Raw genomic sequence first — 15,014 nt, 5'->3', positions numbered from 1 at the left:
CTGGCCGGGCGTGACAGCACACGCATCCTGTCCGTTGCCCCGCCACACCAGCGAAGAGGTCCTCCGTGAAGCATCGCCCCGCCACCGTCGTCGCCCTCGCCCTCGCCGTGGTCTTCGCGGCCACGGTCGCCGGATGCGCCGCGACGCCCGCCGCGTCGCCCGCCTCGGCGTCGTCGAGCGCTGACGCGATGGCCCCGACCCCGACCCCGTCCGCGCCGGCGACCGACACCCCCGTCGTGGTGGAGGAGCTCGGCAAGGGGGAGCAGGACGCAGCTGTCGACGTGGAGGTCGCCGGCCCCACGCAGGTCGCGTTCCGCCGCATCACGCTCCACCCAGGCGCCGGAACCGGCAAGCACTGCCACGACGGCCAGCTGATCGCCGTGGTCGAGCAGGGCACGTTCACCCACTACGCACCCGTCTATCCGGGCGGGGTGCACGTCTACCACGCGGGCGACTCGATCGTCGAGGGTGCGCACTACGTGCACGAAGGCAAGAACGAGGGCACCGACGACGTGGTGCTGCTCGTGACCTATGTCATCCCCGAGGGCGACCCGCTGGCCGAGACCGACCTCTCGCACTGCGACCCGGAGCAGCCCGCCGAGTAGCCCGGGCCGTGCGGGTCACGATGTCGCGTTCGGTCACCGCTCGCGCGAGGTGGCGCGAAGTGTCGAGTGGCGTGCCCGTATCGTGCACCTGGCGCTACCTCACGGGCGGCGCGGGCGGCGGGGGCGGAGTGGACGGCGCGCCTTCGCCGGCGGCCGCCGTGCGGGCCGCCGTCTCGAGGCGTGAGCGGTAGGCATCCCACTCGGCCGCCGAGCGCTGCGGGATGTTCGGGTCGACCGGCCCGTTGCCGATCGCTCCGTCGATCGACTCGCGGATGATGTCGGCATGGCCGGCATGCCGTGCGGTCTCGGCGATCATGTGCACGAGGATCTGCTGCAGCGTGACCACGCGCCGCTCCGGGGTCCACCACGGCACCTCGCCGCGCGCATCCAGGGGCAGCGCCTCGATCGTGGCGTCGCTGTGCTCGGCCGAGTAGCGGTGCAGCTCGATGATCTCGGCCCGCGTCTCGTCGGCGAACGCCCACATGTCGCCGTCGGGCTCCGCCCCCTCCGCATACCAGGGCAGCTCGCGCGTGGGGCGTCCGAAGACTTCGCCGAAATAGCCGAGCTCGACGCTCGCGACGTGTTTCACCAGACCCAGCAGGTTGGTTCCGGTCGGCGTCATCGGGCGGCGCACCTCGTATTCGCCCAGCCCGTCGAGTTTCGCGAGCAGATCGGCGCGGCGCACGCGCAGGTAGTCGAGGAGCACGGCCTTGGCGGGATCGGCGATCGGGTCGGTTTCGCTGGAGGAGTCGCTCGCGGTCATCCTCCGACTATGCCCGAGCCCGCCGACATCGACCAGGTCGGGTGCTCAGTCCGCGGCGGCGCCCGCGTGCGTCAGCGCGTCCACCAGCCCGGGGAAGCGGGCATCCAGTTCCGCTCTCCGCAACTGGATGGCGTGGGAGCGGCCCTCGACGATGGTGCGCGTGATCCCCGCTTCGCGGAGGGCCTTGAAGTGGTGGGCGAGGGTCGACTTCTGCACGTCGAAGCCCCAGTCGGGCGCGCTCTTCGAGTGGGGCTCGCCGTCGCCGAGCACGGTCACGATGCGCAGCCGGATCGGATCGGCGACGGCGCGCAGCACGTCGACCAGTTCGACGTCGGCCATGTCGGGCACCGGGTAGTCGTTCGTCATGCGCCGATTCCCTCCTGTGCGAACAGCGGGCCACGGATGCAGCCCTGCATAGTTTGATAACGATCGAACTATGCTATCGTGATCGTATGACATCGATCGAACTATCATACGCGCATCGGCTCACCCCGCGCTTGGCGATCCTCGCGGTGGGCCTGTTCGTGGTGGCCACGAACGCGTTCGTCATCGCGGGCCTCCTGCCGTCGATCGCCTCCTCGTTCCGGGTGTCGGCTGATCAGGTCAGCTATTCCATCTCGTACTACGCGATCGTCGTCGCCGTGGCTGCGCCGGCCATCTCCATCCTCCTCCCGCGACTCTCGCGCACGACCCTGATGGCCACCGGAACCGCGCTCGTCGCCGTCGGAACCGTGATCGCCGCCGCCGCGCCGGGCCTCGAGGTCTTCACGGCCGGCCGCTTGGTCGCCGCGTTCGGCGGGGCCGCGCTCGTGCCCGCCGCGACGGCCGCCGCTGCCGCACTCGCTCCGGTCGAGCGGCGGGGTCGCGCCATCGCCTTCGTCGCTGTGGGGTTCACGGCGGCCTCCGCCTTCGGCGCCCCGCTCGGCACCGCCCTCGCGACCGCCGGCGGCTGGCGGCTGCCGCTGTTCGCCCTCGCGGGTCTCGCCGTTCTCGTGTCGATCGCCATCGTGTTCTTCGTGCGCGGCGTGCCGGTCGGCCACGCCGTCTCGGTGCGCCGCCGCTTCGCCACGCTCGCCGATCCGCGCATCCTGCTGACCCTCGCCGCCGCCCTGCTCGTGTTCTGCGGATTCAACGCGGTCTACATCTTCAGCTCGGCCGTCACGAGCCAGGCCACGGGTGACACCGGATCGTTGCTCGCCCTGCTGCTGCTCGTGTTCGGGGTCTCGGGCGTGATCGGCAACGTGCTCGCGGGGCGGCTCGTCGATCGGTTCGGCAGTCGCATCATGACGGCCGCCGCCCTGCTCCTGCAGCTCGCCGCCCTCGCGGCTCTGCCTGTCGTGGCCGGCAGTCTGGTGGGCACGGCCGTCTTGTTCGCGCTGTGGGGGGCATCCGCCAACGCGTCGACGCTGCCGCTGCAGCACCGGCTGATCGAGATCGATCCGGCGACCTCGGGCATCGCGCTCTCGTGGTTCTCCACCGCCATGTATGCGGGGATCGCTCTGGCTCCGCCGCTCGGCGCCACCGCCGTCGGTCTGGGCGGCGGCGAGCTCGTGCCCGAGGTGGCGGCGGGGGCGTTGCTGCTGGCGCTCGTGGTGTTCCAGGTGGGCTGGCTGTGGCGGCGGCGCCCCGCATCCGCTCCGTCCACCGGATCGACCCCGCGGGTGGCCGCGACACGAATCTGAGAAATGCCCCACACGCATGAGCATTAAACGCTTCATGTGTATATGCTGTCGTCGTCGGCAGGGCCTCGGGGGTGGTGTCACACGAAAGGCCTTTCGATGCCCATTTCTCATCGACTCAAGCTGCGGCTTCTCACCTCAGCACTGGCCGTGGTTGCGACCGCTGCAAGCGCATTCATCAGCACTCCGGCCGGGGCGTCGACCCTGCCGCCGGATGCGCCGCCCTCGATCACCGATCCGCTCGGCCTGATCGGGCGGCTGGCTCCCGGGATCCTCGCCGAGACGAGCATCCCGCCCACTCCCGCCGAGGCGGCGGCGGTCGAGGCCGAGACGGGCGTCGCGCCGTTCCGGGCCGATCTGCCCACCGACCCGGCGCATCCGCTGCTCCTCTCGCCCGCCGAGACCGAGGGGGCGGGGCTGCCCGTCGCCGTCACGATCGACGGCGCCCGCGGGCAGGCCAGGCTCGAGCAGGGCATCACCGCCTTCGCCGATCCGGGCGCCTCCTCGGCCGCCTATCTGCAGCCCGTGCAGAACGGCGTGCGGATGCTCACGGCTCTGGCCGATGCGACCGCCGGCGAGGACTTCTCGTACACCTTCGACGTGCCCGCGGGCACGTACTCGACCGCGCTGCCGGGCGGCGACACGATCCTGTCGGATGCCTCCCACCACTACATCGGCTCGCTCGGCGAGGCGTGGGCGGTGGATGCGCGGGGTCGGGCCCTGCCGACGTCGTACTCGTGGAGCGGATCGACCCTCACCCAGCACGTCGAGCTGTCGGCCGACACGGCCTATCCGGTGCTGATCGACCCGACCTGGTACTACACGTACGACTTCTCGGCGACGCTCCCGGGCTACCACGCGACGTATCCGAAGGCGACGGACACCGCGGTCGACCGACTGCTGCACACGTGCTTCAACTGCTACTTCCCGATCAACGGGGCGCCGCGTTCATACCCGTTCGACGGGCAGGTACTGCTGCTGAACGCGAGTCCATTCTCCCTCGAGCTCACCGCGGCGCCCGTGTTGATGCAGACGGCGAACCAGGGTGCCATGCAGTTCGTGGCGCAGGCCGGTCATTTCGATGGGGCGGGGTCGATGATCACCTTTTCCTGGTACAACGACCCGAGCGGTTACATTCACCTTTACGTGCACGCGAAAATCCTGCGCGATCTCGGCGTGTTCTTGAACGTGCAGAACTCCCACATCGCCGGTGCCAACTGGCTGCTCTACTGGCAGCGGGTCGCTGACCACGCGAGCGGCTCCAGTGGTGGCGGAGGCGTCTGACCCGAGGGGTGGGCGGTCGGCGGCACGTCGTCGTCGACCGCTCGCTCGTCTGGCTCTTCTCGCAATCCCAGGCGGAATGGTCGTCGGCGCAATCGCGGGTGTCGAGTATTCGCTCCTCTACACGGTTCTGGACCTCCTGCTCGATCCGGCCTGGGCGGGTGGAACCGGATCGGTCGGTCTCAGCGTCTTCGGTGCGATGGTCGGCCTGGCGGTCGGAATCGGATACGGATTCGTGGTGGGCGTCGTGACGTGCGCGGCCATGGCGGCGGCATGGGCGATGCGCGCGCCGCAGTCGGGCGCCATTGTCGTCGGGTCGAGCGCCATGACGGCAACGGCCGCCACCCTCGTGATGGTGACTGTCGGCTCCGATCCGGCAACGCTCCTCGTCCCGTTGTGGACTTCGACGTGGGGAGTGGCGGGGGTGATTCTCCTCACCTGGTTGGCCGGGCTTCGACCGCACGACTATTGGGATATAGTCGAGAAGCGCTCATATAGTGCCCGATGAAAGATGCCACCGCGACCTCGGCGTAGGTTGTCACTCCACGCCCCACTCGCAGGTGTCGCGACACTCGCGGTGGTCGGTGGCCCGACGGTCGGTGTCATCGTGCGAGTGTCGTTCGCGCGGATGCACTCCGTTCCGGGGCAGCTGCTCGCGCCGGACTGCCTGGATCTGACCGGATCGATCGGCTGGATCGCGATGACGGCGTCGGTGGGAGCGCGTGTCGGTGCGGCCATCGGACTTGCGGTGGGGCTCATCGCGGGTGCGGTGTTCGGGCTCGCTTGGGCTGTCAGGGCACCACAGTGGACGCGGCAGCGGGCATCCGTCGTCGGATAGTAGCGTCGGAGCATGGATGGTGACGGCGCGACGGTCGGCGACGCGGAGGCAGCGGTTGCCGCGCTTCGAGCGGCACTCGACGACCTCGTGCGCGACCTCACCGCGGCGGGCGCGCGAACCGAGGCGCTCGGGGCGTTCGAGCAGAAGCGGAGCATCCTGGGCATCCGCCGGGGGTCCGCGCTCGTGCCGAAAGGGCGTGTGTGGCGTCTCGGTGTGCTGCTGCTGGATACGCACGGCGGGTTGCACGAGGTCGGTGCGGTCACCCGGGCGGTCGACCCCGGTCGCGTCACGAACCAGTCGCCGCGCGCCGAAGAGCGTCGCGACTACCGCCGCGCCGCCTACCAAGGTGCTTTCGAGCGCGGCGACACCGTGAACTACGACACGACACCGGTCGCGGTCGACGCCGACGGCCTTCGCGCCGGCGGGAGTCTGCTCTCGCTCGCGGGCGACACCGTGATGGTGCGCTGGAACAAGCAGCCCGGGGCTGCGGGCCTCACGCCCCTGGTGCCCTACCTCACCGAGCGCGCCGCCCTGCTCACCGCGCCACTGCCCTGAGCGGGCATCGATTCGCCAAGACGCGCCGCTACGACCGGCGCCATTCCGTCAGAATTTGGCGACTCGACGGGCGCGGCACGCTGCCGGTACCGTGGGGGCATGTTCGCGAGGGAGCCGGGCGAGCGGCATCGGGAGGTCGCCGCGATCTTCAGCGCGCGAGTGGCCGGCGTCGAACCGGGGGAGTGGGATGTTCCCTCACCCGTCGCCGAGTGGAGCGCCCGCGACGTCGTGGGTCACCTCGTGGGGTGGTTTCCGCCCTTCCTCGAGAACGGGAGCGGCGTCGTGCTGCCGCGCGGCGCATCCGTCGCCGACGACCCGGCCGACGCCTGGCGCGCCCAGGCCGACGGGGTCCAGGCCCTGCTCGACGACCCCGCCACGAGCGGGCGGATGCTCCACAACCGGCACGTGGGCGACATCCCGCTCCCGCAGGCGATCGACCAGTTCTACACCGCCGATGTCTTCATGCACACCTGGGACCTCGCGACCGCGACCGGTCAGAACGCCCGGCTCGACCTCGACTTCTGCGCCGCGCTGCTGGGCGGGATGGAGCCGATGGAGGAGATCATCCGATCATCGGGCCAGTACGGTCCGAGGGTTCCCGTGCCCGCCGGATCGGATGCGCAGACGCGCCTGCTCGGCTTCATCGGGCGCGATCCGTTCTGGACCCCGCCGGCGTAGCACCGGCAGGTGGGGTGCCTCCGGCGCCGGAGTCGCCGTGACCGGCCGCGCCTGCTGCGGATGCGGATGCCTACGACGCCGGAGCGCCCGGCTCGTCGAGGGGCACGAGCCCGGTGGTGGTGCCCGCGATGATGGCGAGCTGCTCGATCCACTCGCGGTTGAGCGTCGGCTCCCGGCTGCCCCGGAAGTGGAACTGCAGCGGGATCGCCGGGTCGAGCCACAACGACACCCGCCCGCCCCCGCTCTCGCGGTGCAGTTCCCAGCTGAGGGTGAAGGATTCGCGCCGCCGGAACTTCGTGACGATCACCACCCGCAGGTGGGCGAGCAGGCGGTCGTCGAATTCGAACTCGGAACCGTGCGGTCCGTACACGAGTGTGCCCACGTTCGCCCCCTTCTCTCACCGCGATGCTATCGGCTGGCCTCCGGCGGCGTGAATCCGGCGGCGTGCGATCCCGCGGCGTGCGATCCCGCCGGCACCGTTCGGGCGGGTGTCCAGCGTGCGTCGTTACGCTCGGAGGATGGATGCGTGCACGCGGCTCTGCTCGGTCGCCGACGAGGTCGCAGCCCGGGCGATCGCGTCGCGCGCCACGCCGCGCCGCTTCCTGGTGGAGTTCGGCCGGGCCGCCGCCGGGGTGCGCACCGGGCCGCTCTGGCTGATCGACGCGGCACGCGGGGGTCGCAACCGCCTCCCGGGCCGGGGATTCGCGGCCGAGTTCGACGACAGCACACGCGGCCAGGCCCGGCACTTCGCGGGAATCGTCGCGGTCGCCGCGCGGATCGGACCGGCTCCGGCGCGCTGGGCCTCGGTGCACCTCGGGCGAGATCACCCCGACTCCGCCGACGGCCGGCTGACCGACGCGGCGATCGAGTTCACGCGTCTGGTCGCATCCGGTCGTCTGCCGCTCGGCGACGTCTCGACCTGGATCGCGCACCGCCTCTGCGCGGCCCCGCCCGCCGCCTGACGTCCCGCGCTGCGACAATCGGGAGGCCGCGAGCGGCGTGGCGGATGGCCGGGAGGCGGCAACGGCCTCCCGAACCGTCGTCGGCCTTCTGAACGTGCGATGGCGACGTGAAGGCGGCGGGGCGAACGCGGGCCGCGCGGAGAGGGTGCGCCCCGTATCCTGGAAGGGCGAGGAGGGTGCACCATGGGCTGGCGGCGGCGGGAACGGGCACCGCGCTGGCTGGCGACCGGCAAACCGGTCGAAGCACCGGAGCCCTTCGGTCCGAAAGACGTCGAGGCGGCGACCGTCGACGGCATCCTCATCGCCCGGTTCTCGGTGGTGATGGCGGTGAAGAACCGCCTCATCGTGGCGGCACTGCGCGACGACCAGCGCTTCGACCGCGAGCGGGCGGCGGAGATCGTGCGCGACGTGGCCGAAGAGGTCGCTCTCGAGCAGGAGCTGAACGAGGAGCATGCCGACGAGGTGATCGAGCATGCCGAGGGCGACCGTGGGGTGGCGCAGCACGAGCACGACTACAAGTCGCGCGACGTCGAACTGCTGGCGGCGCGGCGCCAGGTTTACCACGACGTCGCCCGCGACCTCCGCCGATCGGCCGACGACCCGGAATGGGTGGCGACCATCGTCGAAGACGCCCGCCGGGCCGCCTGGGACGACATCGGGCGCGAACTGTCCAACCGACTCGACGACGTCGAGCGGGTGTCGAACGTGGTGGTCGACGACGAGTACTTCCGCGACCGCGACGAACGGATGCGCCGCCTGCGCGAGTTCGATCTCTGGGAGTTGGCCGACCAGAACTACGCCCGCAGGCCGAAACGCGGCGGCGTGCGCTGAGCGCCCGGGCCCTCGCGCCATACGGCCGGTATCGTCGCGAATGCCCTCGGGAGTAGATTCGGAGACGGAGGACCACCGTGCCCGAGCAGATCGCCGACGCTTTCCTGGCATTCGCTGAATCGGTACGCCCTTCGGCCGCCGACGTCGACGCGTCGCGGCGGCTCCGCAACCGCATCGCCGACTCCGTGGTCACCGAGAGCCGGGTGCTGCGGTTGGTCGACACCGGCTCGTTCGAGCACGGCACCGCGGTGCGCGGCGGAAGCCTGTTCGACGTGATCGTGGTGCTGCGCGGCACCAAACCCAAGTCCCTCGGCCGCTCGCTCGAGATGCTGCACGCGGTGGTCCCGGTCGATGCGCTCTCGGCCGCCGCCGTCCGCGACGACTCGCTCGTCATCGAACGCCTCGGCGGCGCCGGTGTGCGGCTCATCCCCGCCTACGAGGCGAGCGGCGATCCGGCCGACACGGCCGATTCCGTCTGGGTGCCGGATGCCGGCCACCGTTGGGTGCGGCACCGGCCGGCCGCGCGCACCGTGCTGCTCTCGCGCATCGACGACGACGGGTCGCTGCGCACGCTCATCCGGCTCCTGCTCGCCTGGAAGCACCGGCACGAGGTGGCCGTCTCGTCGTACTACCTCGAGACCGTCGCGCTCCGCCAAGCCCTGCAGCAGCGATCGTTCAGCCTGCTCTGGGATCTCTGCTGGATCTGGGAACGCCTCTCCACCGACGCCCTCGCCCCGGTGCCCGACCTCACGAGCCCGAGCCAGACCCAGCCGGTGCGCGCCTGCGCCACGCTCGGGCGGGCGATCGAGGCGCAGTTCCCGATCGAGCGGGCCGCGTCGAGCGCCCGGGGCGCCATCGGGTGCTACATGGACGGCGATCTCGATGCGACGGAGGCCTACCTGCGCGCGCTGTTCGGCGACGCCTTCCCCGAGCTCTGAGAGGGCGACCCGGCGACGAGCGCACGGCAGCGCCCGCGCGGCCGCAGCCGTGCCCTGGTACGGTCGCCAGCATGACCTCGACCCGCCGCGCCGCTCTCGTCTACAACCCCACCAAAGTCGACCTCGAAGCGCTGCGAGCGGCCGTCACGGCGGAGGAGCAGGCCGCGGGTTGGGCCGAGACGATGTGGCTCGAGACCGAGGTCGACGATCCGGGCCAGGGTCAGGCGAAGAAGGCGCTCGAAGAGGGAGTGGACCTCGTGATCGCGGCCGGTGGCGACGGCACCGTGCGCGCCGTGGCCGAAGCGCTGCACGCCTCCGAGGTTCCGCTCGCCCTGCTGCCCTCCGGCACGGGCAACCTGCTCGCCCGCAACCTCGACCTCACGCTCGACGACGTGGGCAACTCGCTCCGCACCGCCTTCCAGGGCGAGAACCGGCCGGTCGATCTCGGTCTCATCCGCATCCGGCACGAAGACCAGACCGTGACGCAGCACGCCTACCTGGTGATGGCCGGCCTCGGCCTCGACGCCAAGATGCTCGCCGCGACCGACGAAGAGCTGAAGAAGCGCGTGGGTTGGCTCGCCTATGCGAAGGCCATCGCGCAGGTGCTCGGCGACAAGAACCATCTGCGCATCCGGTACAACCTCGACCAGGGCGGCAACCACTCGGTGCGGGCGAACTCGATCATGGTGGGCAATTGCGGATCGCTGCCGGCCAACATCCTGCTGCTCCCGGAGGCCTCGATCGACGACGGCATCTTCGACATCGTCATCTTGCGCCCGGAGGGCTTCATCGGCTGGCTGCAGATCATCACCAAGATCTTCTGGGAGAACGGCGTGCTGCGCCGCACCACGGCGGGCCGCAGACTGATGGGCGCCACGAAAGAGGTGCGGGCGCTCAACTACCTCAAGGGCCGGGAACTCGTGCTGCGGTTGAGCAAGCCCGAAGAGATCGAGCTCGACGGCGACGGCTTCGGGCGCGCGGTGTCGCTGAAGACCTGGGTGTCGCCGGGAGGCGTGCTGATCCGGGTGCCGGCCGCAGCCGACTAGACAGCGGCGCGCGACGCCTTCTTCTCGCGCGGCCGGCGGGCGAAGTCGCGGGCCCGGCTGCTGGAGAGGGCGATCAGGATGAGGATGTCGAGCGACACCCCGATCAGGTTCGTTCCGAGCGTGATCGCCTGGTGTCCGCTGACATGTTCGACCGCCGCGATGATGATGTTGATGACGCTGAACGTCATCACCGCGATGCGGGCGACGTTGCTGCCGAAGAACACGTAGAGCCCGAACAGCACCTCGGCCAGGCCGAATGCGGCCGTGCCGCCGATCACCACCCAGAGCGCGGCGTCGCGGGGATCGAGCGACGCGGGCAGTCCCATGTCGAGGTCGAGTCGGAGCGAGTCACGCAGGTTCTGCCAGTCGAGCAGCACCAGCGCGATCAGCACCACCGGCGTCAGCGCGCGCAGCACCACCACCACGGCGCCGAAGGTGATCTGCGCCGGGCGCCGCACCGCCTTCTCGGGCAGCGTGCTCGCGTTCGCCGAGGTGTGCGGTGTCGGCACCGGCGCGAGCGTCTCGGCCACCGACTCGGCGCTCGGCAGCACGGCCCGGAGGTCGACGATCGGCAGGTCGCCGTCGGTCACGATCTGGTCGCCGCCGCCGTTGCGGGAGTGGTATCCGGTGGCGAAGTCCTCCAGAACGCGCACGGTCACCGCAGGGTCGGCATCCTGAACCGTCGTCACGATGTGATCGCGCTCGACGTCGGTGTTCTCGTCGATCTTGTGGGTGATCTGCAACGTGAACAGCGAGAAGCCCACGGCGCGGTCGTAGGTGCCGGCCGCGAGCCAGTCGGTGGTGTGCCCGCCCGGCAGCAGCCACCCGTCCGGGCACTTCCAGAAGCGCACGTGATGACGCTTCGCGGGGTTGCCCTTGACCTCCTGCTGGTAGGCGAAGTCCTGGTTGCGGCCGAACAGCATGAGGGGGCTCACCGGCGCCTCGTTGTAGCTGCGGCGGAGCACCGTGGAGGTCACGATCTTGGTGGCGCTGCGCAGAGTGAGGTCGTCGGCGCGGGTCCAGCCAGCGGCGAGCAGGGCGGTGTGCACCTGTTCCTCGGTGCCGAGGAGGCCGAGGTTCACCGGATCGCCGAGCAACCCGTCGCTCGTGCGGGTGCGGCCGATGAAGTAATTGGGCACGTAGATGTTGGTGAGGATGCGGTGCAGCCGCGGCAGCGCGACGTAGGCCACGATCACCCAGAACACCACGTAGAACCAGACCTGCGCCCATCCCATCGAGAAGCCGTCGGTGAGCACCAGGTAGGCGAGCCAGATCGATGCGAGGCCTGCCACCACGAAGAAGAGGTTGTCGAGCACGGCGTTCACTGAGAACGTCCGTCGACGCTTGCCCGGAGCGGGCGACCCGGAGGCGGGGCCCGGGGCCGGTTCCGGGGGAGCGGCCGGGGTGAGCGTCTCGGACATGATGCAAAGATACCGCCGGGCTACTCCCGGGTGGCGACCAGTTCGACGTCTTCGACACGGGAGCGCGGCATCAGCAGTCCCGCGGTCACGGTGAGCACGGCGCACACCGCGACCGCCGTGAACACGGCTCCGGATGCCGCGACGATGGCCGTGGGGTCGTGCTCGCCACCAGATGCGCCGGCCAGGATCGCGTTCGCGATGGCGCCGAAGACCGCGACTCCGACCGCGCTGCCGATCGAGCGGGCGAACAGACTCGTGCCCGTGACGACCCCGCGGTCGCTCCAGGAGACGCTCGACTGCGCCGCGATGAGGCTCGGGGCCGCGACCCAGCCGAAGCCGAAACCGATCACGAAGCAGCAGACCGCGACCAGCGGGATCGACGGCGACGACGCCGAGAGGGTGAGGGCGAGGGTGCCGAGCACGGCGAGGGTGAGACCGATCAGCACGGTGCCCCGGAAGCCGATCCGGAAGTAGAGCCGGCCCGACACGGAGGCCGAGACCGGCCAGCCGATGGTCAGGGCGGCCAAGGCCAGGCCGGACACCAGGGGAGAGGCACCGATCGAGCCCTCGAGGTAGGTGGGGATGTAGGAGGTCAGGCCGATCAGCATGACACCGACCCCGAGTCCCAGCAGGGTGGTGGTGACGAGCAGGCGGCGCGAGAAGATCCACATCGGGATGATCGGCTCCGCCGCTCGTTTCTCGACGAAGTAGAACGCGATCAGGGCGATCGCCCCCAGGGCGAACGCGCCGATGCTCTCGGGCGACACCCACTCCCAGGCCTGCCCGCCTTCGAGGAAGGCGAGGATGATGGCGCTCATGCCGACGGTGAGCAGGATCGCGCCCGGGTAGTCGATGCGGTGGTGGCGTTTCTCGATGGTCTCGTGGAAGCGGCGGATGAGCATCCAGCCCGCCAGGATGCAGATCGGCACGTTCACGAAGAAGATCCAGCGCCAGGAGACGAACTCCGAGAACAGGCCGCCCAGGGTCGGGCCGATCACCGACGACACCGCCCACACGCTCGCCAGGTAGCCCTGCGTCTTGGCACGCTCGGCGACGGTGTAGATGTCGCCCGCGATGGTGAGCGCCATGGGCTGCACCGCACCGGCGCCGAGGCCCTGCAGCGCGCGGAAGGCGATGAGGGCGGGCATGCTCCAGGCGAAACCGCAGAGGATCGACCCCACCATGAACAAGGCGATGCCGATGAGGATGATGGGCTTCCGACCGACCGTGTCGGAGAGTTTCGCGTAGATCGGCACCGAGACGGCCTGCGAGAGCAGATAGATCGAGAACAGCCAGGGAAATTGCGCGAAGCCGCCGAGGTCTTTCACGATCGACGGCACGGCCGTGGCGAGGATGGTGGCTTCGATCGCCACGAGCCCCGTCGTGACCATGAGGGCGATGAGGATGGGGCCGCGTTTCGAGCGGAATCCGACCCCGTCGACCACGGTCATGCGGTTGCCTCGAGCGGTGTGGCCATTACTCGATGCTAACCCCGGGCGGGGCGCCCCTCAGAACTCCCGTGCGATGGTGACGCGGGTCGAGTAGGGCAGGTCGTAGTGCTCGCGGCCGGCGAGGTCGGGATGGGTGCGCAGCAGCTCCTCGATCCGTTCGAGAAGCGCCGCGCGCTCGGGTTCGGGCAGCGCGATCACGTAGCTGCGTGACGTGACCATGGCGAGCAGCTCGTCGTGGCTGAGCGGGCTGGTCCAGTGGAACTCGGCATGGGCGTCACGGGTGAGCGGCTCGCCGACGGGCGGCGTGATGCTGTCGAAGCGCTCGGCCTCGGAGGCGCCCATGATCTCGCCGAGGCGGGCCACCCAGTCGACCGAATCGTCGCGGATGTTCCAGATCAGCGCCAGCACCCCGCCCGGCCGCAGGATGCGGGCGACCTCGCGCGACGCCTCGTCGACGTCGACCCAGTGCCAGGCCTGGGCGACGGTCACCACGTCGGCCGAGTCGTCGCCGAGCGGGATCGCCTCGGCGGTGCCGGCCACGGCGACCACCCCGGGGAGGTTCGCGGCGAGGCGGGCGCGCATCTGCGCATCCGGTTCGACCGCGGTGACGGATGCCGCGCGCCCGACCAGGCTCGCCGTGAACTTCCCCGTGCCGGCGCCCACGTCGACCACGTCGGGCAGCCGCCCGTCGTCGGTGGCCGCGCGCGTGAGCATCCACTCCACCGCGTCGAGCGGATACCCCGGCCGCCCTTTGTCGTAGGCGGCGGCTTCGCCACCGAACGAGAGGGCGAACGACTTGTCTCTGGCCATGCTCCCATCCTCCCTCCCGAAGTCCCGACTCCCGAACTTCTTGCCGCCACACGTCCCAAATTCGGGATTGTGGGACGTTTGGGGGCAAGAAGTTCGTCGGGGCTCAGGCCACGGGGAAGGGGGCGCGGGTCAGGTCTTCGGAGACGGCCCAGACACGGCGCGCCTCGTCGGCGTTGCGCAGGCGGGAGAACAGGGGCTGCTCCGCTGGGCGGCCGCCCACGTGGGCAGGGCCCTTCGGGCCGTAAAGGCGCCCTCCCTCCGCCTCCGGCGAGGTCGCGGCCATGAGGGCGGGGAGGGCCGCCGTGTCGGGGGTTCCGACGAGGATGCCGCGGGCCGACAGCCAGCGGATGATCCGCACGCTCCGGGTGTCCGCTGAGCGGCCGAGCTCCGGCCGCGCCGCGAGGAGGCTGGTGGGTGCGATGCCCGGATGCGAGAGGTTGCTGCTGATGCCCCATCCGTGAGCCGCGCTGCGCCGGTCGAGCTCGAGGCCGAACAGCCCGAAGGCGATCTTCGACTGGCTGTAGGCGCGCATGCCGTCGTAATCGTGCTCCCAGTTCAGGTCGTTCCAGTTGATGGCACCCTGGTTCGCGGAGACGCTGATCTGCGCGGTCACCCGGGCACGCCCGGCCCGGAGCAGCGGCAGGAGGGCGGCGACCAGGGCGACGTGGCCGAGGTGATTGGTGCCGAACTGCGACTCGAAGCCGTCGACGGTGGTCTGCCGCTCGGGCGGGGTCATGACGCCGGCGTTGTTGACGAGCACCTGGATGGGCACGCCCTCGCTGCGGAGCGTCTCACCGAGAGCCGCCACCGACTCGAGAGACGACAGGTCGAGCTGCCGCACCGACACCCGGGCCGACGGTGCGGACTGCCGAATGGTGGCCAGGGCAGACTCACCCTTGCGGGCGTTGCGGACCGGCAGCACCACCTCGGCGCCGGCGGCCGCCAGCCGGGTCGCGATCCGGAGGCCAATGCCGTCGCTGCCGCCGGTGACGACGGCACGGATGTCGCTGAGGTCGGGAACGGTGATGTCGATGGGTGTGCGTGCCATGGGTCTTCTCCTGGGGCTGGTGGGCGTCATCCGACTCTCCTCGTTCCGGCGATCGTCATCCAGGACTCGCCGAGTCACTGATGAGGAGTCCCGGAGCAGGTATGAATG

18 protein-coding genes are annotated in these 15,014 nt (G+C 70.4%); 11 read left to right on the top strand and 7 right to left on the bottom strand.

Annotation, left to right across the window (positions count from 1 at the left end):
- The first annotated feature begins 65 nt into the window (after window positions 1–65).
- The gene (locus tag BLW00_RS12170; RefSeq protein ID WP_092554304.1) at window positions 66–605 is read left to right on the top strand and encodes a cupin domain-containing protein; all 540 of its coding nucleotides are present in this window, start codon (window positions 66–68) and stop codon (window positions 603–605) included.
- 94 nt (window positions 606–699) lie between these two features.
- Here BLW00_RS12170 and BLW00_RS12165 read toward each other — a convergent pair whose 3' ends face one another.
- Window positions 700–1,368 (bottom strand): DinB family protein, encoded by a 669-nt coding sequence (locus tag BLW00_RS12165; RefSeq protein WP_092554301.1) that lies wholly within the window; start codon window positions 1,366–1,368, stop codon window positions 700–702.
- 45 nt (window positions 1,369–1,413) lie between these two features.
- Window positions 1,414–1,734 carry an ArsR/SmtB family transcription factor gene (locus BLW00_RS12160; RefSeq protein WP_092554298.1) on the bottom strand — a complete coding sequence of 107 codons (321 nt, stop codon included), beginning with the start codon at window positions 1,732–1,734 and terminating at the stop codon, window positions 1,414–1,416.
- Window positions 1,735–1,820: 86 nt separating this feature from the next.
- Here BLW00_RS12160 and BLW00_RS12155 point away from each other — a divergent pair, with 86 nt between their 5' ends.
- From BLW00_RS12155 to BLW00_RS12130, 6 genes are all read left to right on the top strand, one after another.
- Entirely contained in the window at window positions 1,821–3,050 is a 1,230-nt protein-coding gene (locus BLW00_RS12155) for an MFS transporter (RefSeq protein WP_092554295.1), read from the top strand.
- Between the two features lie 96 nt (window positions 3,051–3,146).
- Window positions 3,147–4,331 (top strand): hypothetical protein, encoded by a 1,185-nt coding sequence (locus tag BLW00_RS12150; protein WP_092554292.1) that lies wholly within the window; start codon window positions 3,147–3,149, stop codon window positions 4,329–4,331.
- Window positions 4,332–4,407: 76 nt separating this feature from the next.
- The gene (locus BLW00_RS12145) at window positions 4,408–4,836 is read left to right on the top strand and encodes a hypothetical protein (protein ID WP_092554289.1); all 429 of its coding nucleotides are present in this window, start codon (window positions 4,408–4,410) and stop codon (window positions 4,834–4,836) included.
- A gap of 27 nt (window positions 4,837–4,863) precedes the next feature.
- Entirely contained in the window at window positions 4,864–5,166 is a 303-nt protein-coding gene (locus BLW00_RS12140) for a hypothetical protein (RefSeq protein WP_092554286.1), read from the top strand.
- Between the two features lie 12 nt (window positions 5,167–5,178).
- A complete protein-coding gene (locus BLW00_RS12135) occupies window positions 5,179–5,721 on the top strand; it encodes a hypothetical protein (protein WP_092554283.1) in 543 nt (180 codons plus the stop codon).
- Between the two features lie 99 nt (window positions 5,722–5,820).
- Window positions 5,821–6,399, top strand: coding sequence for a TIGR03086 family metal-binding protein (locus BLW00_RS12130; protein ID WP_092554280.1), 579 nt, complete (start codon window positions 5,821–5,823; stop codon window positions 6,397–6,399).
- 70 nt (window positions 6,400–6,469) lie between these two features.
- Here BLW00_RS12130 and BLW00_RS12125 read toward each other — a convergent pair whose 3' ends face one another.
- Entirely contained in the window at window positions 6,470–6,781 is a 312-nt protein-coding gene (locus tag BLW00_RS12125) for a DUF7882 family protein (protein ID WP_175494235.1), read from the bottom strand.
- Window positions 6,782–6,917: 136 nt separating this feature from the next.
- Between BLW00_RS12125 and BLW00_RS12120 the strand changes: the two genes are divergently transcribed.
- The 4 genes from BLW00_RS12120 to BLW00_RS12105 all read left to right on the top strand — a co-directional run bounded on the left by BLW00_RS12120 (window position 6,918) and on the right by BLW00_RS12105 (window position 10,176).
- Window positions 6,918–7,361 carry a hypothetical protein gene (locus tag BLW00_RS12120; RefSeq protein ID WP_092554277.1) on the top strand — a complete coding sequence of 148 codons (444 nt, stop codon included), beginning with the start codon at window positions 6,918–6,920 and terminating at the stop codon, window positions 7,359–7,361.
- Between the two features lie 183 nt (window positions 7,362–7,544).
- Window positions 7,545–8,192 (top strand): hypothetical protein, encoded by a 648-nt coding sequence (locus BLW00_RS12115; protein ID WP_092554274.1) that lies wholly within the window; start codon window positions 7,545–7,547, stop codon window positions 8,190–8,192.
- A gap of 77 nt (window positions 8,193–8,269) precedes the next feature.
- A complete protein-coding gene (locus BLW00_RS12110; protein WP_092554271.1) occupies window positions 8,270–9,130 on the top strand; it encodes a hypothetical protein in 861 nt (286 codons plus the stop codon).
- Between the two features lie 71 nt (window positions 9,131–9,201).
- Window positions 9,202–10,176 carry a diacylglycerol/lipid kinase family protein gene (locus tag BLW00_RS12105; protein ID WP_092554268.1) on the top strand — a complete coding sequence of 325 codons (975 nt, stop codon included), beginning with the start codon at window positions 9,202–9,204 and terminating at the stop codon, window positions 10,174–10,176.
- On the opposite strand, the gene BLW00_RS12100 is transcribed toward BLW00_RS12105, so the two are convergent.
- From BLW00_RS12100 to BLW00_RS12085, 4 genes are all read right to left on the bottom strand, one after another.
- A complete protein-coding gene (locus BLW00_RS12100) occupies window positions 10,173–11,597 on the bottom strand; it encodes an LssY C-terminal domain-containing protein (RefSeq protein WP_092554265.1) in 1,425 nt (474 codons plus the stop codon). The two genes, BLW00_RS12105 and BLW00_RS12100, sit on opposite strands and share 4 nt — an antisense overlap.
- A 20-nt stretch (window positions 11,598–11,617) precedes the next feature.
- Window positions 11,618–13,048, bottom strand: coding sequence for an MDR family MFS transporter (locus BLW00_RS12095; protein WP_092554264.1), 1,431 nt, complete (start codon window positions 13,046–13,048; stop codon window positions 11,618–11,620).
- A 57-nt stretch (window positions 13,049–13,105) separates the two neighbouring features.
- Window positions 13,106–13,858, bottom strand: coding sequence for a class I SAM-dependent methyltransferase (locus BLW00_RS12090; RefSeq protein WP_092554261.1), 753 nt, complete (start codon window positions 13,856–13,858; stop codon window positions 13,106–13,108).
- A gap of 103 nt (window positions 13,859–13,961) precedes the next feature.
- Entirely contained in the window at window positions 13,962–14,906 is a 945-nt protein-coding gene (locus tag BLW00_RS12085) for an SDR family oxidoreductase (RefSeq protein WP_092554258.1), read from the bottom strand.
- Window positions 14,907–15,014: the final 108 nt, after the last annotated feature.

The organism is Herbiconiux ginsengi (genome assembly GCF_900107435.1).
Taxonomy (GTDB): Bacteria; Actinomycetota; Actinomycetes; order Actinomycetales; family Microbacteriaceae; genus Herbiconiux; species Herbiconiux ginsengi.
This window is presented reverse-complemented; position numbering and strand designations above follow the sequence as displayed.